At 67.7% G+C, this 26,217-nt stretch carries 20 protein-coding genes; 14 read left to right on the top strand and 6 right to left on the bottom strand.

Annotated features, from left to right (window positions below; genetic code table 11):
- The first annotated feature begins 462 nt into the window (after positions 1-462).
- The 6 genes from KF833_01450 to KF833_01425 all read left to right on the top strand — a co-directional run bounded on the left by KF833_01450 (position 463) and on the right by KF833_01425 (position 7,396).
- Positions 463-1,209 (top strand): SDR family oxidoreductase, encoded by a 747-nt coding sequence (locus KF833_01450; GenBank protein ID MBX3743951.1) that lies wholly within the window; start codon positions 463-465, stop codon positions 1,207-1,209.
- Positions 1,210-1,263: 54 nt separating this feature from the next.
- Positions 1,264-1,770 carry an NAD(P)H-dependent oxidoreductase gene (locus KF833_01445; protein MBX3743950.1) on the top strand — a complete coding sequence of 169 codons (507 nt, stop codon included), beginning with the start codon at positions 1,264-1,266 and terminating at the stop codon, positions 1,768-1,770.
- A gap of 76 nt (positions 1,771-1,846) precedes the next feature.
- The gene (locus tag KF833_01440; protein MBX3743949.1) at positions 1,847-2,248 is read left to right on the top strand and encodes a GntR family transcriptional regulator; all 402 of its coding nucleotides are present in this window, start codon (positions 1,847-1,849) and stop codon (positions 2,246-2,248) included.
- Positions 2,249-2,251: 3 nt separating this feature from the next.
- On the top strand, positions 2,252-3,142 hold the full coding sequence (locus KF833_01435) for an ABC transporter ATP-binding protein (GenBank protein ID MBX3743948.1): 891 nt from the start codon (positions 2,252-2,254) through the stop codon (positions 3,140-3,142).
- Between the two features lie 16 nt (positions 3,143-3,158).
- Positions 3,159-5,270: a hypothetical protein gene (locus tag KF833_01430; GenBank protein ID MBX3743947.1), complete on the top strand. Its 2,112-nt coding sequence runs from the start codon at positions 3,159-3,161 to the stop codon at positions 5,268-5,270.
- A 5-nt stretch (positions 5,271-5,275) separates the two neighbouring features.
- Positions 5,276-7,396: a hypothetical protein gene (locus KF833_01425; protein ID MBX3743946.1), complete on the top strand. Its 2,121-nt coding sequence runs from the start codon at positions 5,276-5,278 to the stop codon at positions 7,394-7,396.
- A 118-nt stretch (positions 7,397-7,514) separates the two neighbouring features.
- Here KF833_01425 and KF833_01420 read toward each other — a convergent pair whose 3' ends face one another.
- The 3 genes from KF833_01420 to KF833_01410 all read right to left on the bottom strand — a co-directional run bounded on the left by KF833_01420 (position 7,515) and on the right by KF833_01410 (position 12,925).
- Positions 7,515-7,943 (bottom strand): hypothetical protein, encoded by a 429-nt coding sequence (locus KF833_01420; protein ID MBX3743945.1) that lies wholly within the window; start codon positions 7,941-7,943, stop codon positions 7,515-7,517.
- A 753-nt stretch (positions 7,944-8,696) separates the two neighbouring features.
- The gene (locus tag KF833_01415) at positions 8,697-10,142 is read right to left on the bottom strand and encodes a DUF1501 domain-containing protein (GenBank protein MBX3743944.1); all 1,446 of its coding nucleotides are present in this window, start codon (positions 10,140-10,142) and stop codon (positions 8,697-8,699) included.
- Positions 10,143-10,159: 17 nt separating this feature from the next.
- Positions 10,160-12,925: a DUF1553 domain-containing protein gene (locus tag KF833_01410; GenBank protein ID MBX3743943.1), complete on the bottom strand. Its 2,766-nt coding sequence runs from the start codon at positions 12,923-12,925 to the stop codon at positions 10,160-10,162.
- 359 nt (positions 12,926-13,284) lie between these two features.
- On the opposite strand from KF833_01410, the gene KF833_01405 reads away from it, so the two are divergent.
- Positions 13,285-13,485 (top strand): hypothetical protein, encoded by a 201-nt coding sequence (locus tag KF833_01405; protein MBX3743942.1) that lies wholly within the window; start codon positions 13,285-13,287, stop codon positions 13,483-13,485.
- Positions 13,486-13,592: 107 nt separating this feature from the next.
- On the opposite strand, the gene KF833_01400 is transcribed toward KF833_01405, so the two are convergent.
- Both KF833_01400 and KF833_01395 read right to left on the bottom strand, forming a co-directional pair.
- Positions 13,593-14,402 carry a type II secretion system protein gene (locus KF833_01400; GenBank protein ID MBX3743941.1) on the bottom strand — a complete coding sequence of 270 codons (810 nt, stop codon included), beginning with the start codon at positions 14,400-14,402 and terminating at the stop codon, positions 13,593-13,595.
- An 89-nt stretch (positions 14,403-14,491) separates the two neighbouring features.
- Positions 14,492-14,692: a hypothetical protein gene (locus tag KF833_01395; GenBank protein ID MBX3743940.1), complete on the bottom strand. Its 201-nt coding sequence runs from the start codon at positions 14,690-14,692 to the stop codon at positions 14,492-14,494.
- 628 nt (positions 14,693-15,320) lie between these two features.
- Between KF833_01395 and KF833_01390 the strand changes: the two genes are divergently transcribed.
- The 4 genes from KF833_01390 to KF833_01375 all read left to right on the top strand — a co-directional run bounded on the left by KF833_01390 (position 15,321) and on the right by KF833_01375 (position 18,411).
- The gene (locus tag KF833_01390; protein MBX3743939.1) at positions 15,321-15,839 is read left to right on the top strand and encodes a VPDSG-CTERM sorting domain-containing protein; all 519 of its coding nucleotides are present in this window, start codon (positions 15,321-15,323) and stop codon (positions 15,837-15,839) included.
- Between the two features lie 471 nt (positions 15,840-16,310).
- Positions 16,311-16,559 (top strand): hypothetical protein, encoded by a 249-nt coding sequence (locus KF833_01385; GenBank protein MBX3743938.1) that lies wholly within the window; start codon positions 16,311-16,313, stop codon positions 16,557-16,559.
- Positions 16,556-16,972, top strand: coding sequence for a type II toxin-antitoxin system VapC family toxin (locus tag KF833_01380; protein ID MBX3743937.1), 417 nt, complete (start codon positions 16,556-16,558; stop codon positions 16,970-16,972). Before KF833_01385 ends, KF833_01380 begins: the two co-directional genes overlap by 4 nt.
- A gap of 260 nt (positions 16,973-17,232) precedes the next feature.
- On the top strand, positions 17,233-18,411 hold the full coding sequence (locus tag KF833_01375; protein ID MBX3743936.1) for a putative sulfate exporter family transporter: 1,179 nt from the start codon (positions 17,233-17,235) through the stop codon (positions 18,409-18,411).
- Positions 18,412-18,454: 43 nt separating this feature from the next.
- Here the strand turns inward: KF833_01375 and KF833_01370 are convergent, their stop codons facing one another.
- Positions 18,455-20,938: a GcvT family protein gene (locus KF833_01370; GenBank protein MBX3743935.1), complete on the bottom strand. Its 2,484-nt coding sequence runs from the start codon at positions 20,936-20,938 to the stop codon at positions 18,455-18,457.
- 410 nt (positions 20,939-21,348) lie between these two features.
- Between KF833_01370 and KF833_01365 the strand changes: the two genes are divergently transcribed.
- The 3 genes from KF833_01365 (at position 21,349) to KF833_01355 (ending at position 26,216) form a co-directional block, all read left to right on the top strand.
- Positions 21,349-24,528 carry a hypothetical protein gene (locus KF833_01365; GenBank protein MBX3743934.1) on the top strand — a complete coding sequence of 1,060 codons (3,180 nt, stop codon included), beginning with the start codon at positions 21,349-21,351 and terminating at the stop codon, positions 24,526-24,528.
- Between the two features lie 91 nt (positions 24,529-24,619).
- Positions 24,620-25,279 (top strand): response regulator, encoded by a 660-nt coding sequence (locus tag KF833_01360; GenBank protein ID MBX3743933.1) that lies wholly within the window; start codon positions 24,620-24,622, stop codon positions 25,277-25,279.
- Positions 25,280-25,361: 82 nt separating this feature from the next.
- A complete protein-coding gene (locus KF833_01355; GenBank protein MBX3743932.1) occupies positions 25,362-26,216 on the top strand; it encodes a hypothetical protein in 855 nt (284 codons plus the stop codon).
- The last annotated feature ends 1 nt before the right edge of the window (position 26,217 follow it).

Raw genomic sequence — 26,217 nt, 5'->3', positions numbered from 1 at the left:
ACGGATCAGGAGACTGATGAACATAATTCGGCGAGGCAATGCAAGAGGTTTCGCTCAAATCGGGCTGGAAGCCGTGCATCCCGGAATTGTGGGTGAGAAGGAAGCGAATCGGAGGGACGAGCTCTGCGAGTCCTCAACCCAACGCTCCACACCGTTGCGGCCTCGTGGAACTCGGCCCTCCGAAGCGCCCCTCAGCGGAGTTCCCTCCTCACCCACAACTCCGGAATGCACCGGGCTGGAAGGCCCTGGCGGTCGTGCGTCGCACGCCAAGGTCCCCGATCTCGCCATGGCCACGAAGCGTCGCGTTGACGGCGGAACCTGCGCCCAGATTTCAAGACCTCAGGCCCAGGTCCGGTGAGGGCCTTGCCCCCGGCCTCCCATTCAACGAAGGTCGCCTCGTCTTCGTGGGGCGCCAGGGCAGGCGCTGCCACGTTGCGCGCTGCCATGACCACCAACACACACATGCTGAAAGACAAGACAGCTATCATCCTCGGTTCGGCTCGCAATATGGGACGGGCCTTCGCGGAAGCCCTGGCCCGGAAAGGGGCGAACATCGTTGTCCATCATCACGGCGCATCCTCCTCCGGCGATGCCGCCACGACCGCGGCTGCCGTGGAGCGCCTTGGTTCCAAATCCGTTGTTGTTGACGGCGACATTGCCGATGGCGACGTGGTGCGACGGATTTTCGCCCGCGCGAGGACGGAGTTCGGGACGGTCGATGTGGTCATCAACTGCGTCGGGATTGTGATCAAGAAGCCGTTTGTCGATTACACCGAGGAGGATTTTGACCGCTCGTTCGCCACCAATGCCAGGGCGGCCTTTCTTGTCATGCAGGAGGCAGCACGGCACATCAGCGACAATGGCCGCATCATCTCGATCGGAACCTCGCTCCTGGGTGCGTACACAGGATACTACGCCGTCTATGCCGGTTCGAAGGCACCGCTGGAGGATTTCACGCGGGCCTTGTCCAAGGAGATTGGGAGCAGGGGTGTCACCGTCAATGTGGTCGCTCCCGGCCCTGTGGATACGGCATTTTTCCACGGTCAGGAGACGCCGGAGGCAGTGGCCTATCTCAGTGCGGCAAGTCCTGCGGGGCGCTTGGGAAGGATCGAGGACATTGTGCCGATGGTGGAGTTCCTGGTCTCGCCCGCCTCCCAATGGGTTACCGGGCAAACCCTGTTTGTGAACGGGGGCTTCGTCACGCGATAGGTGGAAGCCTGGGCGTTGAACCGGACCGTGAGTCCATGAGTATTCGAACGTGACATGAGCCATTCCATCGCCCTCCTTGGAAGCCTTCGCAGCGACGGCAACACGGCCAGGGCCCTTCATCGCCTCGTTGAGGGGCATCCCTGCCATGTCCTCGATCTGCGCCATCAAAGGATCGCGCACTTTTCCTATGAGCAGGAGTATGCGGACGACGATGACTTCATCGGGATCGTCGAACGCATCGTGGAGGCGCCTGTCACTGTGTTGGCCACCCCGGTCTATTGGTACTCCTACTCCACACCGATGAAGATATTTATAGACCGCTTTTCCGATCTTCTCGTTTCGCAGAAGCCACTCGGAAGGAAGTTGAGGGGATGCCGGTTTGCCCTGCTATCGACGGGAAGCGATCCCGCGCCGGATGCCACCCTGACCCAGGCCTTCCGCAATTTCTGCGACTACCTTGGGATTGGCAATGTCGGGATGGTCTATGCCTGTGAGGACGGTCCGTTTCACGACGAGGAATCGGTTGCCAGCGTTCGAAAACATCTCGAAATTCCATCCTGATGCACGGCAGGCGCACCCCGCCCAAGGATGCCGCTTGACATCACTGTCCTAGTGTAATAGGACAGTCGCCGTCGCCATGAGAATCCAGGTCCAGTTCGATCTCGGGCAGCCGGTCTATGCGCAGATCATGGACCAGATCAAGGCCGCCGCGGCGTCGGGGGCGCTTCACCCGGGGGAACCGCTGCCGGGGATCCGTCCGCTGTCGGAGCAGCTCCGGATCAACCGCAACACGGTGGCCAAGGCCTACCTCGAGCTGGAGCGCGAGGGCGTGATCGAGACGCGTCCGGGCAAGGGCTGCTTCCTGCGGAACGGCCAGACGCGGTATCACAAGGCGGCGCGAACCGAAATGCTGGTGCCGCTGGTGGATGCCTGCGTCGTGCAGGCGCACCACCTGCGGGTGTCGGACGACGAAGTGCTGCGGCTGGTGAAGGGTCGGCTGGACCATTTCCGCGCGGCGCGAAAGGAGAACGAGAGCTGAGCCATGAGTGCGGAATCCCCTGCCATCGAGATTCGCGGTCTGACCCGGCGTTTCGGCCGGACGGACGCGGTGAACGGACTGGACCTGACGGTGCCGGCCGGGAGCTGTTACGGCTTCTTCGGCCGGAACGGCGCCGGCAAGACCACCACCATCAAGTGCCTGCTGAACCTCCTGCGGCCCGACGCCGGGACGGTGCGGGTGTTCGGGCTGGACCCGGCCCGGCAGGAACTCGAGGTGAAGCGGCGCCTGGCGTATGTGCCGGACCAGGTGGCGTTCTACCCGTGGATGAGCGCCCGCGAGGCGCTGGACTACGCGGCGTCCTTCCGCACGAACTGGAACCGGACGACCGAGGCGGATCTGCTGGACCGTTTCCGGCTGGACGCGGGGAAGCCGGTGAGCGGGCTGTCGAAGGGGCAGCGCACCCAGCTCGCGCTGATCTCTGCCATCTGTGCCGAACCGGAACTGCTGGTGCTGGACGAGCCGACGTCGGGGCTGGACCCGATCGTGCGGCGGGAATTCATCGAGGCGGTGATCGGGGCCTATCAGGACGCCGATCCGGGGCGGCGGACGGTGTTTGTCTCGACGCATCTGATCGCCGAGTTCGAGGGGTTGATCGACCGGTTCACGGTGATCGAGGACGGGCGGGCGACGTTGTCGCTGGAGGCCGACGAGGCGCGGGCGAAGTTCCGGAAGGTGCGGGCCCGGTTCGCCGGGGAGGCGCCGTCCGTGCCGCTCGACGGCGTGTTGCGCCAGAAACGTCAGGGGCGCGAGATCGAACTGGTGACCAACGGCGCCACCGAGCGGGTGGTGGAGGAACTGCGGGGGTTGGGGCCGGAGAGCGTCGAGGTCGAGGCCCTGACGCTGGAGGAGATCTTCGTGGTCTCGAGCCGTTAACCTGGAGGAACGCACGATGCATGCGATCGCGATGCCCCGGGTGGGGCGGCATCCGTTGAGTTACGCGCCGTTGCTGCTGCCGGTGCTGCCATGGCTGGGCGGGTTGGCGGGCGCCGCGGGGGAGCGCGGTGCGGAATGGATATGGCTGGCTGTGCTGGCGGGGATGGGAGCGGTGCTGACGTGGGGGTTGCCCGCCGTTCTCGAACGGGCGGGCTGCCTGTTGCGGAAGGATGTGACCGTGCTGCGCACGGCGTGGCTGGGGTCGGTGCTGGCGGCGCAGGTGGCGCTGCTGCCGGCGGATGAAGGGGGTGGGCTGGCCGTCCCGCTGCTCGTGGGGGGAGCGGTGCTGATGGCGGCCATGCCGTTCGGCATCGAGTTCCTGCATCGCACCCTGCCGGGACTGCTGAGTCAGCCGGTGTCCCGCTGGGAGGTGTGGCGGGTGAAGATGGGAGTGTCGGGAGCCGCGCTGCTGCTGTTGTGGGCGGTGACAATGCTGTCCGCCGCCGCGCTGGGCCGGCCGCTTCCGGGGGGTGTTCCCGTGGGGTTGCTGGGAATCGTAGCGGTGGCGTGGGGCGCGACGCCGTACTGGACGTTGCTGACGCGAAGTCTGCTGGCGGGGGCCGTGTTCTCCCTGGCGGCCCCGGTCCTGGCGGTGGCCGTCGCCGCCATTGGGATCCTCGTGTGGGGGGGCAGCCCCGCCGAAAGCGAGCGGATGTGGAGCGGTTGGATGACGGCTCTCGGTTGGGGAGCGCTGCTGGCGTATGCGGGGGCGGCGACCGTGGCGACGGCGCGGCGGTGGCAGACGATGGAGGCACCGGACGCGGGGGCCGGTGAGACGGCGGGGGTGTTTCTGGGGGCGGGTGGAACCGTCCGGAGCGCCCGGCAGCCCGGGGCCATGCGCTCCGCCGGTGCCGATGGACTCCGGGGCAGGTTGGTGACGCTGGCGATCAAGGAAGTGCGGTTGCAGACGGTCACCCTGGCGACGCTCGGGGTGATGGCGGTGTGCTGGGTGGTGCTGCAGGGGATGCCGTCGGGCTGGATGGCGGCGCAGGGCCTGCAGGGACTGGTCCTTCTGCTGGCGGGGATGACGATGCTGCTGGCGGGCGCCACGGCGATCGCCGAGGAGCGACGGTTGGGGACATTGGATGGCCAGTTGTTGCTTCCGGTGTCCCGGGTCTGGCAGTGGCGGGTGAAGGGGGTCCTGGCGTTGGCGTTGGGCGTGCCGGCGTGTTTCGCGGTGTACGGAGTTGTGCGGCACCTGGCGTTTCCCATGCCTTTGATCCTGACCGGACTGGCCATCGGAGCGGTCCCGGTGGCGTTGCTGGTGTCATCGGGTGCCGCCAACGCGTTGCGGGCCCTGCTCGGAAGCCTGGTCCTGATCGCCATGGCCGGCGTGCTGGCGGTCGGAGCGGTGGCGCTGTTCGCGGGCGGAACGGAGCAAGTCCGGGAGTGGCTGTGGGCATCCCTCGGGACACGACCGGAACGGTGGCGAGCCCTGGCGGCGTCCCTGCCACCCGTGCCTCCGGACTCTTCGCCCTTCGAAGCCCGTTCCTCCCCGCAGTGGATCCGGGGAATCCCCCTGCTTGCCGCGATCCCGATCCTGCTGGCCTTGGCGATGGCCCGAAGGAACTTCTTCTGTCCGGCGTCGGCACCCCTCCGATGGGTGCGCGATGGCGCCTGGTGGTTGCTGGGCCTGACGGCGACGTGCTTGCTCGGGGTGCTGTTGGCGGTTGGGGCGCTCGGGTGGTGGGAGCGTGGGCAGGTGCTCACCCATGTCCGATGGGCGCTCGCCGTTGAGCGGACCTTGTCGCCGGCGGAAGTGCGATTGAGGGAGGTCATGTGGGGGGAGTACTACCGGGACCTCAAGCAGCGCCAACCCAACGTGCAGGTGCCACGCAGCATGTTGAACTTCCCGGCGAGGATCGTTCCGGTGTTGCTGCGACCGGCGTCCGACCCGTTGGAGGAAGAGGCGCCCGATCCGCGGAGGGAAATGTTCGGCGGTCGGCGGACGTTTCAGTTGCCGCTGTCCGCTGCGGACCGGGCGACGATCATCGAGCGGGGCGAACTGCCGGAGGACCTTCGTGAGGCTCTTCGGGGCGAGATGCCGACCTTTCAACCCCGGGAATGAACGTTATGAACCATTCGCTTGCTCTGCCCGGACTGGTACGGCCGTCGTCGTGGTGGCTGGCATTGTTGTTGCCGGTGATGCCGGTGCTGGCCGGTGGGGAACGGGTCGGGGGCGGTTGGGCGTCGCTCTTGACCGTCGGGATCGTGCTGGCCTTCGGATTGCCGGCGCTGGTCGTCCGGCTGCCGTGGGCGGTTCGCAAGGAGGTGGATCAATTGCGTCCGGCCTGGCTGGCGTCCCTGTTCGCGATGCAGATGCCCTACCTGGTGCTGGGCGAGGAGGCGATGACGCTGCTGCCCTGGCTGTTTGCGGCGACCTGCGCGTTGATGGCGGCGATCCCGTTCGGGACTGAGTTCCAGCAACGGACCCTGGCGGGCATGCTGGCTCAGCCGGTGGACAGGGCGGCATGGTGGCGGACCAAGATGACGGTGCTGGCGGTCGGACTGGGGGTGCATTGGGCGGTGGCGGCGGGGACGGCCGAAATCCTCGGCGCTGCCTGGGCGGGGTTGGTTGTCGGGATGGGGATGAGTGCCGTGTTGGCCGGGTTCACGACGCCGTACTGGACCCTTCTGACCCGGGGGTTGCTATCGGGCCTGGTCTTCTCGCTGGCGATTCCAATGCTGGGCCTCGCCGTCGTGGTTGCCTTGCTCGGTTCCGAGACCTTGGTCCCGGTGCTGCTGCTCGGTCTCTATGTCGTGGGGACGGGTTTGGGGGCGTGGCGCCGCTGGAGGCGGATGGAGGCGAAGGATGAAGGCGAGACGGGGGAAGGGCTCCTCGGGTTGCCGCGGCTTCGGACGCTGGCCGGGATCGGAGACGGCGGCAGGGCACCGGTGTGGGCGACGCTGGCGCGGAAGGAACTTCGACTGCAGGCGGCGACCTGGTGGTTGCTCCTGGCGGGCGTGGCGCTGGCGATGCCGGGAGGATTGGCGTACGCGGGATCTGACATGGGGCAGGCGCTCGCCGTGGGAGGGGGATCGCTGCTCGGACTGGTGGTGCTGCTCGCGGGAGCGACGGCGTTCGCCGAGGAACGACGTCTGGGCGTGACGGACGGCCAGCGCCTCCAACCGGTTGCGCCCGGATCGCAGTGGTGGATCAAGATGGCGATTGCCGCGTTGCCAGTGCTGGTCGTGATTCTGGCCGCTTCCTGGATGGCGTCCGCGAGGGACGGTCAAACCGGCATCCATCGGCACGTGGTTGCCGTGACGATTGGCATGGGGGTGGTGTTTGTGACGGCGCTGCTGATGTCGTCGGGAACCGGCCACCCGGTGCGGGCGGTGATTGCGGCCATGGGAGTCCTGGCCTTCGTCGTCGCGGCGGCCTTCCTGACGGCCCGGTTCGGGTCCGCAGCCGCCCAGGAAGCGACCGGGCTGCTGATGATCGAACGATCCGCGGATCCGGAGGCGTGGCGGATGCGGGCGGAGCGTCTGGACGCTGCCGCATGGGAGGCGATGGCGAGGCGGGGTAGGGGATGGAGGGACAGGGTGCCCCAATTAATGCTGGTGACGGGGGCAGTGCCGGCGGCACTGGGAGTGTTCTTCGCGTGGCGCAACTTCGTACGGCCGGGCGACGCCGGGAGGCGATTGCCACGGCAGGGAGCCGCGTGTCTCGGACTTCTGGTGGCATTGTGGGGCGGAGTGGCCGGTATGGCGGGATGGGCATCGCGATCGATGGCCGAGGGGCGGGCCCTGGGACTGACGCGGCAGCAGATCGATCTTGAGGCCAGGCTCAGTCCGGCGGAGCGGTTGCTGCTGGAGCAGCACGGAATCGACCGGGACCTCCAGGTGGGCCAGATCGCGGTGACCTTGGATGCGCCGTCGTCGTCGGGCGGTGGCAACGCGTATCGGCGGACCATGCCACTGCCGCTCGGGCCGCGGAATCGCCGGTTGATCATCCAGCGCGGGAACGTCGCGGAATCCCTGAGAGAAGCGTTGCGGGCCGAAGCGGTGGCCGAGGGGGAACCGGCGGACGTACCGTCGCACGGGGACATCCCACCCCTGCCGGTGCGGCCCGCCCGACCGGGCACGCCGCGGGACGGGGCGGCGATGAGTCCGGAGCTGATGCAGCGCTTCGGGGGGGACGGGCCAGGGATGAGTCCGGAGCTGATGCGCCGCTACGGGTTGCAGGAGTGAGGCTGCCGCTTGCGCCACGCCTGGAGGGATCGACGTTCCATGGTCGCGGGATCGAACTCCATCGAGAACCGCTCCTGCACGGTGATCCGGAGGGGTGATGGGAGCGGGGTTGGCACTTTCACGGCGGCGTTTGGATCGTCGCTTTGGGCGTCGCGGAAGCCGGGAAGGCAGCCAGCAGTACGATCAGCATGCTGCCCAGCCACAGATAGAAGCCCGGACCATACCCGACAACGGCGGTCATGTTGTCCGCTTCATTGCGTGGCATCTCTTCGATCCCAAGCGTCGTCAGGGCAAGGGCCACCGCCACAACCGCCAGAACCACCGTCAGGAGCGCCTTTCTCAGGAACAATGCGATGAGACTGGCGAAGTAGAACAGGTTGGCATACCAGGGGAGCTTCCCGAAGCCGAACAGAAGACAGACAAAGCCCAGGAGAAAGCTCGAGTTGCCTTCGGCCAATTTGAAGACCGGACAGAAGAGCGAGATGGCATACACGAGACCACTGCTCAGGAGCGCGATCCGACGGAGCTTCGCCTTGTTTTCCAACATGAGAGCGAAGGATGGTACGGTGCGCTTTGCGCGGTCAAGGGAGGTGGGCGGTGAAGCAACTCGGGCGTCCGGAAGGGAATCTCGCCGGGGGAATTGAATGGGTCTTCGGGCGGTGATGTGGCCGGAGGCGGGACGGTCGAGCGTGATTGCCTCCGTCCCAATGGAGGAGTTCTGCGACCCCTGGCGGGGTCGTGGGCGGGGTGGGATTTCTGTCCGGGGGTCGAACCCGCGGAGCCGGGCCCGACCCCCGGCTAATCTCTGGAAACCCTGCGGGTTTCTGGGACCGGATGGAGGGTGAGGCTCGCAGGATGTCTGTGCTGAGTGGGAGGTCCGCGGTGACCCGCCTTGGTGCGCCCCATCCAGACTTCTCTTGAGTGGGTGCTTCTAACGTTCTTGCAGCAGCCCTCGTCCGCGTACTCTTAATCTTAATCTTAATCTTAATCTTAATCTCCCCTCGTCCGTTCACACGCGGAATGGGGGTCCGAGCAGGATCGAACTCATAAGGCAACGCTCCAAGAGGGTGTGCCTTCGGGTTCGAGGACGAGGACGAGTACCGCCCTTCGGGCTGAGTACGAGAACCACGAGGGATGGCTTGGGCGGTTTAGATCAGGAAGGTTGAGATGCGCCCGGGACGAGCTCCGCGAGGCCGCAGGAGTGTGGAGCGTTGGATTGAGGACTCGCGGAGCTCGTCCCTCCGATGGGTTGCCTCGGCACCCACACGTCGGGGATGCACCGAGGGAAGGGTGGGCGTTCTCAGCTCAGAATCTCGTGGACGATGCGGCAGGGTTTGCCGTCGGTGAGGGTCTGGGACTGGCCGTTGAAGTGGAAGGTGAGGTCGGCGTGCTGGAGTCCGAAGAGGTGCAGGAGGGTCGCATGGTAGTCGGCGGGGCTGACGGGGTTTTCGACGGCCTTGTGACCGAAGGCGTCGGTGGCGCCGTAGATCGTGCCGCCGCGGATGCCACCGCCGGCCAGCCAGGTGCTGAAGCCTTGCCCGTTGTGATCGCGTCCGGCCTTGTCGGCGGGGCCGTGGTTTTCGGTGACGGGGAGGCGTCCGATTTCGCCGCCCCAGTGGACGAGGGTCGAGTCGAGGAGGCCGCGGGCCTTGAGGTCGAGGACGAGGGCGGCGGCGGGCTGGTCGGTCTTGCGGCAGCAGTCGATGAGGTTTTTGCGGAGGTTTTCGTGGTGATCCCAGATCTGACCGTTGACGAAGAGCTGGACGAAGCGGACGCCGCGTTCGACGAGGCGACGGGCGATGAGGCAGCGGGTGCCGTACTCGCGGGTGACGGGGTCGTCGAGGCCGTAGAGGCGGCGTGTGGCCTCGGATTCGCCGGAGAGATCGAGGGCTTCCCTGGCGGCGACCTGCATGCGGGCGGCGAGTTCGTAGCTGGCGATGCGGGCTTCGAGGTCGTGTTCGCCCGGGTGACGGGCGAGGTGTTCGCGGTTGAGGAGGGCGAGGAGATCGAGGTTCTGGCGCTGGAGGTCGCCGCGGAGGTGGGGCGGGGGATCGAGGTTGAGGATGCGGGGTTCGCGGGAGCGGACGACGGTGCCCTGGAAGAGCGGGGGCAGCCAGCCGTTGGACCAGTTGCGGGCGCCGTCCACGGGATGGCCGCCGGGATCGGAGAGGACGACGTAGGCGGGGAGGTCCTGGGATTCGGAGCCGAGGGCGTAGGTGATCCAGGAGCCGAGGGCGGGGCGGCCGGGTTGGGGCCGGCCGGTGTTCATGGACCAGATGGAGGGTTCGTGTCCGTTGATGTCGGTGTGCATCGAACGGATGAGGCAGACGTCATCGACAATGCGGGCGAAGTGAGGGAGGAGTTCGGAGACGTCCATGCCGCAGTCACCGTGGCGGGCGAAGGACCAGGGGCTTGGGAAGAGGGTCTTGCTGGCGCGGTCGATGAAGCTGTAGGTGATGTCGCCGGGGTAATCCTGGCCGGCGCGGCGGTCGATTTCGGGTTTGGGATCGAAGAGGTCGATGTGGCTCGGGCCGCCATGCATGAAGAGGGAGATCATGGCGCGGGCGCGGGCGGGCTGGGGCGGCGCCTTGGGTTGGAGATCGAAGGAGGCGGGCTGGCGCGGGACGGCGGGCGGCGTGGCGAGGAGACGGTCACGACGGAGGAGCCAGGCGAGGGCGACGCCGCCGATGCCGAGGGCGTTGCGGTGGAGGAAGCGGCGGCGGTTGAAGGCGGGGAGGGGGTCCATGGCGGGGCGGGGATCGGTCAGTCGAGGTAGAGGAATTCGTTCGAGCCGAGGAGGACCTGGCAGAGGCTTTCGAGGGCGCGTTGGAGAGGGGGAACGGCGGCGGCGGGGTCGGGATGGGGAGCGGGCGGGGCGTCGGGGGGCGGTTGCGCGGCGAGGGTGGCGACGTGGCGTTCGAGGAAGTCGAGGGCGGCCCGGAATTCGGTGGGGGACGGCGGACGTGCGTAGGCGAGCTGGAAGGCGCGTTCGACCCGGGCCTCGGGGAGCGGGCCGGCCTCGCGGGCGAGGCGTTCGGCGAAGAGGCGGGCCTGTTGGAGGGCGAAGTCGCTGTTGAGGAGCATGAGGGATTGCGGGGCCACGGTGGAGACCGGGCGCAGCTCGCAGTTGACCTCCATGACGGGGGCGTCGAAGGCGGTGAGGAAGGCGAGGGGCCGGCTGCGGCGGACTTCGAGATAGATGCTGCGGCGGAACTCCTCGGCGCCCATGGGGACATCGACGGGCATCTTGTTGTCGCCCTGTTTGCGGTCGATGCCGACGACGATCTGGCCGACGGCGTCCTCGCGAACGGGCACGGGCGGGCCGAAGGGATGGTCGTGGCAGGCACCGCTCACGGCGAGGAAACCGTCGCGGATGGCTTCGGCATCGAGCCGGCGGACGGACTGGCGCCAGAGCAGGCGGTTTTCGGGATCGATGGCCTCCATGTCCGGGCGGCGGGCCGACGACTGGCGCCAGGCGCGGGAGGTCATGATGAGGCGGTGGAGGCGTTTCAGGCTCCAGCCGAGTCCGGGGTTGGCGGGATCGTCGCTGACCGGGGCGACGAAGACCGAGGCGAGCCAGTCGAGGAGTTCGGGATGGGACGGCGGGGCACCCTGGAGGCCGAAGTCGGCGGGGGTCTCGACGAGGCCGCGTCCGAAGTGGTGCATCCAGACGCGATTGACGAGGACGCGGGGGACGAGGGGGTGATCGGGCCGGGTGAGCCAGCGGGCCAGGGCGAGCCGACGTCCGGAGGTGGACGCACCGCCGACGGGCAGGACGAGGTCGGGGGAGGCGCCTTCGGGAAGGAGGACGGCGAGGGTGCCGGGGGCGACGGGTTGACGGGGCTGACGAGGATCGCCGCGATGGAAGAGGTGGGTGACGGGAGGATCGCCGGCGGGTTCGGTGAGGACGCTGATGAAGTCCTCGGGGGGGCGGCGGGCGCGGACTTCGGCGATGCGGGCATCGAGGGCCTTGAGCTGTTCGGCGGCCTGGGGATCGTACTGGTAGAGGACGCCCGGATGGATGTGGACGCTGGGATGGGCGGCAAGGAGCTGGCGTTGTTCGGGGGTGCGCTGGTCGGCGGAGGTCTTGAAGGCAGTCCAGAGGTCATCGCGCAGGGGCGGTTCGAATTTCTCGAGATGTTTGCGGAGGGCGTCGTCGAGGAACGCGGCCTGTTTGGAGCTTCTTTCGTCGGAGAGGGCGGCGGCTTCCTGCTCGACGGCGGCGGCCAGGGCGCGTTCCTCGGGGGTATGGAGGGAGACGAGGCGTTCGGAGGGTCGGCGCCAGTTCTTCCAGTCGTAGGCGGGTTCGAAGACTGCCCGGAGACGGTAGTAGTCGAGTTGGGGGATGGGATCGTAGCGGTGATCGTGGCACTGGGCGCAGCCGACGGACAGGCCGAGCAGGGAGGTGGAGACGATCTTGAGGGTGTCGGCGAGGACCTGATTGCGTGCGGTGTCCTGGTCCACGGCGCCGCTGCCGGTGCCATCGGCGGCCATGCGAAGGAACGCCGTGGCCACCAGCCAGTCGCGGGTGGCGGGATCCCGGGCGGCCGTGGAAAGGTCGGGGTGGTGTGCGAGGGCCAGTTCGTCCCCGGCGAACTGTTCGAGGAGGAACCGGTCGAAGGGGAGGTCGTCGTTGAAGCTGCGGATGACGTAGTCGCGGTACTTCCAGGCGTAGGGGCGCGGGGTGTCGTCGTTGGTGTAGCCGTCGGAATCGGCATAGCCGGCGATGTCGAGCCAATGACGGGCCCAGCGTTCGCCGTAGCGGGGGGAGTCGAGCAGGCGATCCAGGAGCCGGGCGTAGGCGTCGGGGGACGGATCGAGGTCGAGGGCGGCGCGGTCCGATGGACCAGGGGGCAGGCCCCAGAGATTCAGGAAGGCGCGTCGGACGAGGATGCCGTGGGGGGCGGGTTCGGAGAGGGTGACTCCGAGGGGTGCGGCGCGGGCGGCGAGGAAGGCGTCGATCGGATGGTCCAGGGAGGGGTCGGCGGTGTCGGGAACGGGCGGACGACGGGGCGGTTGGAAGGCCCAGTGTTCCCGTTCCTCAGGGGTGATCTGCATTCCCTCGGCGAGGGAGTCCGGCTCGGGCCGGGCGGTGGGGGCGCCCTGTTCGATCCAGCGGCGGAGGAGGTCGAGTTCGGGCGGAGTCAGCTTGGCGTCGCGCTTGGGCATGCGGCCGGAGCGGACGAGTTCGAAGAGGGGGCTGGCGTCAGGCTGGCCGGGAACCAGAGCGGGTCCGGAGTCGCCGCCGGCGAGCATGAAGCGGCGGAGGCGCAGATCGAGTTCGCCGCGGGGCCGATCGCCTTCGCCATGACAGTCGAAGCAGTGCGCCTTGAGGATGGGCCGGATGTCGCGCTCGAAGGTGAGAGGGGGATCGCCGGCCGGGGGCAGGACGAAGGCCGGAACGGAGAGTGTGCCCAGGAAGACGAGGAGCAGGGACGCGAGGGCGGTCGGGACCGGCAGAACGTGAAGGGGGCGGCGCCAGTGGAAAGGGATTTCCGCCGAGGGCAGAGGGGTCGGGGTGGGGGCCATGGGGAAAGGGGAAGGGACCGGGTCGCACCAGAGGACCGGGGATTGGAGCGGGATGGGAATCGGGATAGGCGATTCGGGAGCGGCGGGCAAGGCTGTTCCTCCTGAGACCTGAGACCTGAAACCTGAAACCTGAAACCTGAAACCTGAGACCTGAGACCTGAGACCTGAGACCTGAGACCTGAGACCTGAGACCTGAGACCTGAGACCTGAGATCCAGTTCCCACGGGGAATGGGAGGTCCGGGCGGCGCTTGAAAAGGTGTGCCTTTGGGTTCGAGGACGAGAACACACGGGGGGCTTGGGAAGGCTTCCGGGCAGCTGTGTTGTCCCGGACAAAGGTTCAACTCAAGATCAACCTGCCATGAGCATCGTGATCAACGCCAAGGAACTCCGCGCCACGCTGCCCGAAGTTGTCGCGCCGGTCCGGCGCGGTGCCCGATTCATCGTGCTGTATCGAAGCCGGCCCGCGTTCCAGGTGGTCCCGTTGGATGCGCCCGACGAGGACCGGGAAGGGCTGGAGTCCGATCCGCTCTACCGACGGGCGATCAGCCTCGGAACATGATGCCGTGCTCCACCCGGCTTTGACATTTGCGCCTGCGCCGGGGTGTGGGTGTTCCCAATTGTCAGAATCAGAGATGTGAGCCTGGAGAAGGCCACCCTGGAGCCTTCTCATCGTCGATCGTCCCAGGTCTCAGGGTGAGGTTGATGATCTCTGTTCCAGCGCCGGCGGGCTTCGGGCGTTGCGGCATGCAGTTGGTGGGTCGGCTCCATCGAAGCCCGTCCATCGCAAAAGGCGGTCACGACCGTGCGTCCGTGCAACTGGGGCGGCCTGCCACGGCCGACGGACAGGATAAAATAGCCGCTTGTTTCCTCGCTGAAGGCGACCATTTCACTCGGTGCGATCACCTGGGATTCAGAGACCACCATGTTCATCGACGGACTGAGGCCCAGGGTTAGCGATTCCAGCGGCTCTACTCCTGTCCCGTGTGCGTTGTAGCCGTAGCCGCCGTGGGGCGCCCAAACGAGCGTTCCCTGACCAGGTGTCGTTCGTGGGACCGATTCAAAGGTGGAGCCGCGATACGACGGGCACTTGTAGAGGGCATTCGTCCAAACCTGGGTCGTGTACGGCTGCAATGCATAGTACCAGGGACGTCCCACCGGATCCCCCGTGGCAACCGAGATGGATGATTCGACCGCTCGGGGATACTTCCCGTTGTCGCCCAGATACATCTGCAATCCCAATCCGATCTGGCGGACGTTCCCCAGGCAGTGGATGGATTGCGCCTTGGCCTTCGCGCGTGAAATCGCCGGCAGGAGCAGGCCGGCCAGTATTGCGACGATGGCGATGACCACCAGCAGTTCGATCAACGTGAACGCCCGGGGCAATCCCCGCCGGCATGAGCCAGTGAACGAACGCGGCTTCAACCATCCGCCCAAGGTGCCGGTGATTTCATTCTCCGAATGGGCCCGCTTGTTCATCGAGAGTCGTCTTCGCGCTGAGACTCACCGCACCCTGTCGCCCTGCCCGCCCAGTGCCACCAGCGCCATGGGTGATACGATTCCAATCCTCACTGCATGTCTGCCTTGTTGGCGATCCAGATGATGGCGGCCAGAACCGCAATGCCTGCAGTCGTCCAGCCGGCGATCTGTGCATACAACAGTCCCAGCCCTATGAGAAGCACGACCAAAGGCAGTTTGCGGTTGCCGTTGTAGAACGAAACAATACTCCTCCTATCCAGGCGGCCAGGGCGATGAACATAAGGATTCAAATGGGTCGTGGCATCCGGCAGGACGGTTGACGGGGATGGTCGCCCTCGCAGCAAGGCTCCCCCCCCCTGTCTGCTGAAACCTTGGGGCGCCACGGGACGAAGCACCGGACAAACCACAGGCTGGCGAGATGGCGCGGTGATGCGGGTGGACCGGACCCTATGGCTCGATCTGCTTCAACGGACTGAATCCGCCCGTGCCCTTCCGGTCGCGATCCCCCCGACATCCTTTTCCGGGGGCAGCGCGGGCCGCTCGCTGGACACCCTCGGCCAGTCCATTGCCATTGGGGTCCCCCTTGGGTGGATCTGCACCTCCCCACCTTGGAAACGCAGCGACGTGTTGCCCGGCGAAGGAATCCCTTACAGATCTGAACCCAAGAGTGGCAAGGCCTTGATCGGAAACACGTTGCCCCTCATTCATGGCCCAAAACTGGCCGTTCTTGGGCGCTGAAGTGTCGGTGGAGATTACAGATCGGCCATCCACTTTCCACGATTGGGACGCGCCCTGGACCAAGCAGACCTTGATTTCCAACACGTTATCCACCCGCCCCAGCCTTCCAAATCGATCTGGCATCAAGTCTGCTTCATGGAGGGTGTTGGATGAATCAATGCAGTAACACAAGGTTGTAAAATGAAGATGTACAAGAAGTTGGCGGTGTTGGCGGCGGCGATGACGATGGCGACCTCCAGTTGGGCCGGTTTCATCGGGACCACGGCTCAAGGCGGCAATCCCAGCGGTGAGATGACCAAGCTCCTCACCCTGATCACGGTCGGCGAGGACTGCGTGCTGTCCTTCATCGCGAAGGACGAACTGACGTTCGAGAAGACCTCGAAGGGTGGCCTGGGTGTCGAAGCGAAGTCGTACACCTACCCGAACCTCGATTTCCTCGGCGACCTCAGCGACTACGGAACGATCTTCGTCGGCGTGAAGGCCGCGACCCAGATCGCCTGGTACGAGTACCCGGCCGATGACCTCCCGCTGACCTTCTCCTCCGGCTCGATCAACAAGGAAATCTCGCACATCAGCTTTTTCGGACTGAGCTGCCCTTCCGATGATCCGCCCACCGTGCCCGATGCCGGTTCGATGCTGGTGATGCTCGGCGCCGGGATGGTCAGCCTCGCCGGACTCCGCCGCAAGCTGCGCCTGTAAGTCCACCTTTCCGAACCCAGTCCACAGTCCAAGTGAGGTCGCCCGCGGGTCGCCGCGGGCGATTTTCTTTCAGCTGAGCGACGGTCGCGCCGCGGCCGTCACTGGAGACCCTGGACGACCAACAGGGGAGCGGCCGCCGCCGAGGGGGAACTCGCGCCGGGCCTACTTTCCCGGCGGGTGTGCACCCAGGAGCTGCATCTCCCACGCAAACGCCGCCGCGCTGGCACCCCCATGCTCCAGGATGAAACCTGAAACCTGAAACCTGAAACCTGAAACCTGAAACCTGAAACCTGAAACTTGAAACTTGAGATCTGAGACCTGAGATCCAGTTCCCACGCGGAATGGGAGGTCCGGGCGGCGCTCGAAAAGGTGTGCCTTGGGGTTCGAGGACGAGAACACACGGGGGGCTTGGGAAATTCTCCAGGCAGCTGTGTTGACCCGGACAAAGGTTCAACTCAAGATGAACTTGCCATGAGTATCGTGATCAACGCCAAGGAGCTCCGTGCCACGCTGCCCGACGTTGTCGCGAAGGTCCGGCGCGGTGCCCGATTCACCGTACTGTATCGAAGCCGGCCCGCGTTCCAGGTGGTCCCGTTGGATGCGCCCGACGAGGACCGGGAAGGGCTGGAGTCCGATCCGCTCTACCGGGCCAAGGCCGTGGGGCGCTCGACCGACGGGCGATCAGCGTCGGAACATGATGCCGTGCTCTACCCGGCGTGAAGGCACTTTTCGTGGATACGGCCGGTTGGGTGGCGTGCGCCGATGAGGCCGACCCTTCGCACTCCAGGGCGGTAACGGTGCGCGATGCGTGGCTGGAAACGGGCGCCCAGCTTCTCACGACAGATTACGTGGTGGATGAAACCCTGACGCTCCTGCGCCTGCGGTTGGGACTGGATGCCGCGGAGACGTGGTGGCGACAGGTGGAAGGCAGTGCGCGGCTGCGCTGGGAGTCCATCACGCTGGCCCGTGCCGACAAGGCACGGGGTCTGTTCTTTCGCCATCGCGACAAGACCTATTCCTTTACCGACTGCACCAGCTTCGTGGTCATGCGGGAGCTCCGGGTGCGCGAAGCCCTGACCACCGATCGGCACTTCACCCAGGCGGGCTTTCTCGCAAGGCCAGGCCCTGGCTGAAAGCCTCCGGGGTCAGATCTCTGATTTTGACATTTGCCCCTGCGCCGGGGTGTGGGTGTTCCCATTTGTCAAAATCAGAGATGTGACCCCGGGGGGGGAGCGACCGCCGTCTCGTCAAGGGCGGGGCAATTGCGGATGCTTTCCGGGTGAGTGCGACGACGAGAGCGGAGACGCCGCGATGGTGGCGTCAGGAGGACTGGCTGGCGGTGGGGGTGGGCGTGTTGCTCCTGGTGGCGGTGGGATGGGGTTATCGGCCGGAGATGCCGTCGTTCAAGTGGGCTGCGGCACCGGATCTGGGACGGCTGCTGGGCTGGGGGAATCTCGGGGCGGCTCTTGGACTCGGGGCCACCATGCTGCTGCTGGCGTGGCCGGCGGTGCGGCTGCTGGGAGGCGGGCGGTGGCGGTTCGCGGCGGGGTTTGTCGTGGTGTTTGCCCTGGCGTGGCTGGCGCAGGCCATCGCGGGGCATGCGCGGATTCACGCCCTTGGGCTCGAGTATGTGCTGTTCGGACTGGGGTTGGGGCTGGCGTTGAACCATGCCTTCCGGTTGCCCGGCTGGCTGCGGGAGGCGGTGCGCACGGAGTTCTATATCAAGACCGGCCTGGTGCTGATGGGCTCGACGATCCTGATCCGGGAACTGATGCAGGCCGGGGCGCTCGGCCTGGTCCAGGGGGTCGGGGTGGTGGTGGTGGTCTGGTATGTCGGCTTCTGGCTGTCCCGGCGCCTGGGGGTGGACGATGAACTCGGGGTGATGCTGGCGTCCGCGGTGTCGATCTGCGGCGTCTCGGCGGCCATCGCCACGTGTGGCGCGATCCAGGGTGACCGGAAGAAGCTTTCCTACGTGACCTCGCTGGTCCTGATCGTGGCGGTGCCGATGATGGTATTGATGCCGTGGGCGGTGCGGACCTGGAACATGCCCGACCTGGTGGCGGGGGCGTGGCTGGGCGGGACGCTGGACACCAGCGGATCGGTGGTGGCGGCGGGTCAGCTGATCAGCGAACCGGCGATGAAGGCGGGGGTGATCGTGAAGTTCTCGCAGAACGTGCTGATCGGGGTGGCGGCGTTCGTGTTGTCGATCTGGTGGGCGATGCGGCCGGGGGCTGCGAACGGGGGCCAGCGGCCTTCGGTGCGGGTCATCTGGGAACGGTTCCCGAAGTTCGTGCTGGGGTTCGTGGCGGCGTCGCTGGTGTTCTCCTTGTGGGTGGAACCGGAGACGGCGCAGGCGATGAAGCCGGCGATCAGCGGGCTTCGGAATTTCTGGTTCGCCCTGGCGTTCGTCTGCATCGGGCTGGAGACCCACTTCGGGGATCTGGTGCGGATGCAGGGGGGGCGGCCGGCCCTGGCGTTCACGGGGGCGCAGGCCTTCAACGTGGTTTGGACGCTGCTGCTGGCGTGGCTGTTGTTTGGCGGGGTCTGGTTTGCGGTGCCGGACATTCGGTAGGCCGGAGGGAAGGGCAGGAATCGCGGAACTCGTCCCTCCGGAGTCAGGCAAGGATGCGGCGGCGGTCGGGATCGTGGGGGGCGCGGCGATGGAGGGTGGCGGGGACGGGTGCGCCGTCCACGACGATTGCGTAGTCGCCGGCATCGAGGAATTCAGCGGAGATCCGGTCGGAGGCATGGACGTATCCCATGGCCACAGCGGCGCCGAGGGTGTGGCCGTAGGCTCCCGAGGAGGTGTAGCCCACGGGCTTTCCGTGGCGCAGGATGAGTTCGGAGCCCCAAAGGACGGGGCCGGGATCGCGAAGGACGAAGGTGGCCAGTTGCCGGTTCCAGCCGCGGGCCTTTTGTTCGAGCAGGGCCTGGCGCCCAAGGAAGTCGTGGTTCCAATCGATGGCGAAGGCGAGTCCGGCCTCGAACGGGGTGTCGTCGGGGGAGAGTTCGGCGCCCCAGGCGCGGCAGGCCTTCTCGAGTCGGAGCGACTGGATGGCGTAATGGCCGGCGTCGGCAAGGCCGAGGTGACGTCCGGCGTCACGGAGGACCTCGTAGGCGTGTTGGGTCTGTTCGACCGGGAGGTGCAGTTCCCAGCCCAGTTCGCCCACGTACGTGATCCGGGCGGCCAGGGCGGTGACGGGGCCGATGGCGATCGGGCGGGCGGCGCCGAAGGGGAAGGCTTCAGGGGACAGGTCGGCGTCGGTGACGCTTTGGAGGAGACGGCGGGCGTTGGGGCCCATGACGCCGAGGACACCCTGGGCGGCGGTGAGGTCGAAGCAGGCGGCACGGTCGTCGGGGCGGAGGTGACGTTGGAGACGATCGAGGTCGCGGGTGGGCTGGGCGGTGCCGGTGATGAGCAGGTAGCGGTCGTGGGCGAGGCGGATGGCGGTGAGATCGGATTCGAAGCCGCCCCGGGCGTTGAACATGCCGGTGTACACGATCCGGCCGGCCGGGACATCGAGGTTGGCGCCGCAGAGCCGTTGGAGGAAAGGGAAGGCGTCGGGGCCTTCGACCATGAGTTTGCCGAAGGCGGACTGGTCGAAGAGGGCGACGGATTCGCGGCAGGCGCGGTGTTCGGCGGCGTGGTTGGCGAACCAGTTCTGACGGCCGAAGGCGTAGGCCACGGTGGGTTCAGGGGCGTAGGGGGTATTCGGGACGGGGCTGGGGACCGGATGACCGGCGGCGCGCGCGAACCAGTTGGGTCGTTCCCAGCCGTTCTTGACGCCGAAGCAGGCGCCGGCGCGGGCGAGGGTTTCGTGGAGGGGGGAACGGCGGATGTCGCGGGCGGTGGCGGGTTCGCGGTTGGGCCAGGCGAGCTGGTAATGCAATCCGAGCACCTCGACGACGCGCGCCCGCAGATAGGCACGGTTGGCGGCCCAGGGACCGAAGCGGCGGACATCGACGGTCCACAGGTCGAGGCTTGGCTCGCCCCCGACGATCCACTCGGCGAGGTACTTTCCGGCGCCGCCGGCACTGGCGATGCCGACTGAATTGAAGCCTGCCCCGACAAAGAGCCCGCGCAGTTCGGCGGTCTCGCCGAGGAGAAACTGGTTGTCCGGGGTGAAGCTCTCGGGCCCGTTGACGAATCTGGCGAAGCGCGCGTGTTCGAGGGCCGGAATGCGGTGGCGTCCGTGGCGGAGCGGTTCCGCGAACCGTTCCCAGTCCGGTTCCAGAAGCTGGAACGAAAAGTCGTCCGGCACGCGATCGACGGTCCAGGCCTTCGACTCGGCCTGGAAGGCGCCCAGGACGAGGGCGTCGCCTTCCCCGCGGAAGTACAGGCACAGATCGGGGTCGCGTCCGACGGGCAGTTCGTCGAAGGCGCCCTCGATGGGTTCGGTCACGACGTAGTGATGTTCGACCGGATGCAGGGGGATGTGGACGCCGCAGCGTTGCGCCAGGTCGCGGGTCCACATGCCGCCACAGAGGACCACGACCTCGGCGTCCACCCTGCCGTGGGAAGTGACCACGCCGGTGGCGCGACCGTCGCGGTGGAGGACCCCGGTGACGCGGACTCCTTCGACCACGGTGGCGCCTTCATTCCTGGCGGCGATGGCCAGGGCCCGGGTGACCTCCTGGGGGATGACCTTGCCATCGTGGGGCAGCCAGGCGGCGCCGAGGAGATCGTCGGTGCGCAGCAGGGGCCAGCGGTCGCGCACGACCTCGGGACCGACCAGTTGCACCTCGACGCCGAACCATTCGGACATGGCGGCGGTGCGACGGAGCTGGGTGAGGCGTTCCTGGGAACGGGCGACGATCAGGCTGCCCACCTGCTTCCATCCCACAGGATGGCCGGTGAGCGCTTCGAGGCCGGCATAGAGTTCGGCGCTGAGCTTGTTGATCCGGGTGAGGGTGCTGGTGGTGCGGAGCCGACCGACCAGCCCGGCGGCGTGCCAGGTGGTGCCGCCGGCCAGGCGGTTCTGTTCGAGCACCAGCACGTCCTTCCAGCCGAGCTGGGTGAGGTGATAGGCGAGGCTGCACCCGACGATACCGCCGCCGACAATGACGACCCGGGTCGAGGTGGGGAGGGACTGGCTCATGGGCGGCGATGCATGGGAGACGGAGCGGCGGGTGGCGTGCGGAACGGGGCCCGGTTGGGGCACCGGGCGCGAACGTTACGGGGACGGTGGTTCGACCTCAACCCCGGGCACGTGGCCGCGGGCGGACCGGTGCATCCCGGAGTTGTGGGTGGGGAGGCAGCGAATCGGAGGGACGAGCTCCGCGAGTCCTCAATCCATGGCACCCCTCCGCTGCGGCCTCGTGGAACTCGGCCCTTCGGGACGACGCTTCGCGAAATTCGCACCTCTCCCCACAACTTCGGGATGCACGGCAGGAGGACGGCGGGCGACGGTCCCTGTGCGCGGAAGGCACACTCCCCCTGGGTCGGGGCACCGGCTAGGGTGGGTCACGGACACGATTGAACGGGAACGCGACCAGGAACGAGCCGGGAATGCCCCCGGCGCCGGAGTGGCAGCGGCGGCGGGCGTCGTTGCGGCGGAGCCTGCTGCGGACGCACAGCGCGATGGCGGGGATTCTGGCGACGGTGGTGGTGCTGGCCCTGGCGGCGGGTCTGGCGGGGGTGCGGGCGGCGCGGGAACAGCGGCGAGCGGAGGCGGCGGAGCGGGAGACGCGGGACCGGCTGTGGGATGCGCAGGTGGCCCAGGCGCGGGCGTTGCGGCTGAGCCTGGGGATGGGGCGGCGCGCCGAGGCGTTGTCGGCGATCGCGGGGGCGGCCCGGATACGGCGTTCGCTGGAGCTGCGAAACGAGGCGATTGCCACGCTGGCCCTCACGGATCTGGAGGCGGATGGCTGGGTGTTTGGCGAGACGAACCGGTCGGCGCGGCTGGGGTTCTCGCCCGGGCTGGCGATGTACGCCGTGTACAGGGATCACGACGCGCTTCGGGTGTACCGGACGGAGGGAGGCGGGCTGGTGGGATCCTGGACGGCGGGGGACGCGGGTTGGAGCGATGGGGAGGTGGTGCAGGGGTGGGCGTTCAGCGGGGACGGGCGGCGGATGGCGGTGGGGTTCAAGACGAGTTCGGTGGCGGCGTGGGATCTGGAGACCGGGGCGTTGTTGTACCGGCGTGCGACGCGGTTGACGGGCGTGCCGGCGGTGCCGGCCTGGAGTTCCGACGGGGACTGGCTCGGGTTCAGTTCGCCCGAACGGCGCGAGGATGTGGCGGCGGTGCATCTTCCGACGGGGCGGGAGTTGCGGCTGACGGGCGCGGCGTGGGCGGCGGCGATCGGATTTGAGCCGGGCACCGGGGTGATGACCGTGGCGGCGGGCCGGGAGGTGCGCTGGTGGGATGTGGGGCGGGACACGGTGGTGCGCACGTTGCGGCTGCCGGCCATGGCGAGCGGGCTGACGTGGTCGCCCGACGGGCGGCGGCTGGCGGTCGGGTGCGTCAACGGGAACGTCCTGTTGTGGGAGGGCGACGCCGAGCAGCCGCTGGTCCTGCAGGGTCATGCGGAGGGCGTGCACGACCTGCGGTTCAGTCCGTCGGGCGAACGGTTGCTGACTTCGGTGGCGAGCGGCGTGACCCGGATCTGGTCGTGCCTCGATGGGCGGGAGGAGGTGCGGGTCGATGGCGGGGAAGGATTGGAGTTCAGCCCGGACGGCAGCGGGGTGGGGTATTGGCAGCGCGGGAAGGGGCTGGGCCGATGGCGGATCCGGGAGGGGAGCGGGTTGAGGATTCTGCCGACGGCCGGGGCGCGGGATCAGCGGGTGATCGCGATGGACATGGGGCTGGCGGGGCGGGTGCTGATGGGCCACGCGGGGGGGCGCATTCATCTGTGGGATCTCGCGGGCGGGGGCGGGCCCGGGGTCCTGGCGCGTCCGGATGCGCGGTGGGTCACGCTGGGGCCGGACGAGCAGGAACTGCTGGTGGCGCACGGGGGTGGGATCGACCGGATCCCCATCGGGCTGGATGAAGCGGGCCGGGCGCCGCGGTTCGGCGAGGCGGAGCCCGTGGCGTGGCCGTACGCCGCGGGGCCGGTGTTGACGGCGTTGAGCGGCGACGGGCGGTGGCTGGTGGCGGAACTGGAGGATCGCCGGTTCGTGGTGCTCGACCGGACGGGAGACGAGGGGACGGTGGTGCTGGAGAACATGCGGCGATACAGCTACACGCCGAGTGCGGCGAGCCCGACGGGATCGGCACGGGTGGCGGTCTCGATGGACGGCAGCCGGGTGGCGCTCGGTTGGGGCGGGATCGACGAGGACGTCAGTGTGTGGGATGCGCGCACGGGGCGCCTGGCCCGACGATGCGGGCCGCAGGGCGCGGTGGGGTTCAGTCCGGATGGGCGCTGGCTGGTGACGGCGGAGGGGGAGAACTACCGGCTTTACGACACGAAGGACTACGATCCGGGCCGGAGACTGGTCCGGCCGGAATTGGGCGGGGTACGGGGGCAGGCGGCGTTTCGTGCGGACGGCACGCGGGTGATGGCGTTGCGGAGCATCGAGGTGCCGGAATGGATCGACCTGGCGACCGGCGACGCCCTGGCCGCCTTCGCGGCGCCGGTGTCGCAGCGGATCTTTCACCTGAGGTTGTCGAACGACGGACGCTGGCTGGCGACGGCGGGGCTGCTGCGCGGGATCCACCTGTGGGACCTCGACGAAGTGCGGTTGGAACTGACGCGGCTGGGGCTGGACTGGGAAACCCGTTCCGCATGGGAGTCCGGGGGGACGGCGGACACGGCGGACGGCGGGGCGGGGCAGGTTCCGGTGATTGTGCTGAGCGTCGGGGCGGTGGTGCTGGCGGGGGTGTTCGCGGTGTTTGTCCTCGGGCGGCACCGGTACCTGGTGGGGCAGTATCTCGAAGCCGAGACCGTTTCCGAGCGGCGCCATCGCGAACTCGAGGCGGCGCGGGTGGAGTTGTTGCACAGCGAGAAGATGCGGGCGTTGGGCACGCTGGCGGCCGGGATCGCCCACGACTTCAACAATCTCCTGTCGGTGATCCGGATGTCGAACAAGCTGATCGGCCGGGAGGTGCCGGGGAACGACGAGGTGCGGGAGCATGTTGCGACGATCGAGGAGGCGGTGCAGCAGGGCCGGCAGGTGGTGGGTTCGATGCTGGGATACAGCCGGGCCCGTCCGGACGAGGCGGCGCGACGGGATGTGGACGAGCTGGTGGAGGAGACGGTGTCCCTGTTGAGCCGGGAGTTCCTGGGCGGGATTGCGCTGACGCTGGAACTCGACCGGCACCTGCCATCGGTGAGCCTGGGGGGGGCGTGCCTCGAACAGATCCTGTTGAACCTGATCGTGAATGCCTCCGAGGCGATGAAGGGACGCGGGCGGCTGCGGATCGCGACGCGGCTGCGGACCCAGGCGGACGGAACATTCGTGTTGCCGCCTCGGCGGGCGTCGCGGCATGTGGAGGTGCTGGTGGAGGACGACGGGCCGGGAGTGCCGCCGGAGATCCGGGACCGGGTGTTCGAACCCTTCTTCACCACCAAATCGGAAGCGACCCGGCCGGGGACGGGGCTTGGGCTGTCGATGGTGTACAACCTGGCTGTGCAGGGCGGAATGGGCCTGGCCCTGGAATCCGGCAGCGGGCGCGGGGCACGGTTCCGGGTGTGGGTGCCGGTGGACGAAGGGGAAGGCGGAACGGCGGCGGGATCGGACGGGCGGTGAGACGATGCGATGGTGTGGATCCAGCCCTGTGCCCCGGACGCACAGTGAAGGAAATGACTGGAAGCGGTAGCATGACGACGGCATGGACCCGATGAGCGCGACCCCGAAGGCCTCCATACTCATAGTCGAGGACGACCCGAAGCAGCTTCGGTTGTACTCGAAGGCGCTGCGCGGTTACCGGCTGACCTGCGTGGGCAACGGCACCGCAGCGCTCCGGGCGCTGGCGGACGGGGTGCCGGATGCGATCCTGCTCGACCACGTGCTGGCCGAGGGCGAGCGCGGGGTGGACTTTCTGCCGGCACTGAAGGCGGCGGCGGCGCATGTGCCGGTCATTGTGGTGTCCGGGACCCTCGCCATCCGCGACCAGCTCCGTGCGTTGCAGGGTCCGCGCGGGGCGCATTTCGTCCTCGAAAAACCCGTGGACCTGGACGAGCTGGAACGGACCGTGGAGATCGCGGTGACCGAGTGCGGCCTGGGCGAGGCGGTGCGGCTGCTGCAGTCGCTGGAGCATTCGGAGAAGTCGGATCCGGACGAACCGGACCGTCGGTTCACGGAACGCCTGGCGCGGCAGCACGGTTTGTTGAAGAGCCTGCGGGGTTCCTCCGAGCGGCCGAACATTTCGCAGTTCAGCCGGGACTACCGGGTGTCGCGGAAGACCATCATCCGGGATCTGCGGGACCTGATCCAGAGGGGGCAACTGGCGGCGGAGGTGTATCCCGAATGGCAGCGGGAACTGGGCGAGGAGGGGTGAGGCCTGTGCGCCGGAAGCACACCGCTGTGCGCGCGTCGCACAGTGCCCGGACGGCGGTTCGTCGAGGTATCGATGAGCCGTCATGCAACCCGAACCTTCTGTTCTCCTCCGCCCGCTGCTGGCCGCCGCCGCGGCGGGCGTTCTGCTGGGACCCTGGCCCGGAGCGCGGGCCGAGGGCATCCCCGAACCCGACCTGGTCTGGTACGGCACCGTCGTCCGACACGATGCGGGTCCGCCGGTCCGGCTCACGGCCGGCACGTTGTCCTGGACACTGAAGGTGGCGGGGGCCCCGGCGCGGACGGTGTCCCTCGCGCTGACCAATCTCCACGACCAGTTCAGCTACGTGCTGCGGTTGCGATGCGAAGCGCCGATGGCCGGGGCTCCGCTGTCGAACGACGCGCTGCCGATGGTGGAGCCGGCCGTCGCGGTGGACCGGGCGACCGTCACCCTGAACGGGCAGCCCTTGAGCCTCGCTGCGGCGCCCGGCTCGTTCGTCCTGTCGCCGGAACGGCGCGGGCGCGTCGAGCGTGTCGATCTGGTGTTCGCGGGGAGCCTCGCCGATTCCGATGGGGACGGACTGCCCGACGTCTGGGAGGAGCAGTACTTCCCCGGCGGCAACGCGCATCCGGATGAGGATCCGGACGGCGACGGACTGACGAACCTCGAGGAGTACCTGGCCGGGACCGACCCCACGGATCCCAACTCGCTGTTCGCGATCGTCAGCGTCGCGCGGGGACCGGCCGGGTTCACGGTGCGCTGGTCGAGCGCGGGCGGGCGGCGGTACCGGGTTCTGCGCGCGGCCGAATTGCGGCCGGACGGCGCGGGGTTCGCGGTGGTGGGGAGCGGGTTGGAGGCGACCCCGCCGCTGAACAGTTACCTCGACGGCACCGCGAACCCGGCGGGGACCTACTTCTACCGGATTCAACTCGACCCCTGAA

It is taken from the genome of Verrucomicrobiia bacterium, from assembly GCA_019634625.1.
In the GTDB taxonomy this organism is placed as follows: domain Bacteria; phylum Verrucomicrobiota; class Verrucomicrobiia; order Limisphaerales; family CAIMTB01; genus CAIMTB01.
The sequence above is the reverse complement of the archived record's forward strand: the minus strand, read 5'-3'. Positions and strand labels throughout refer to the sequence as shown.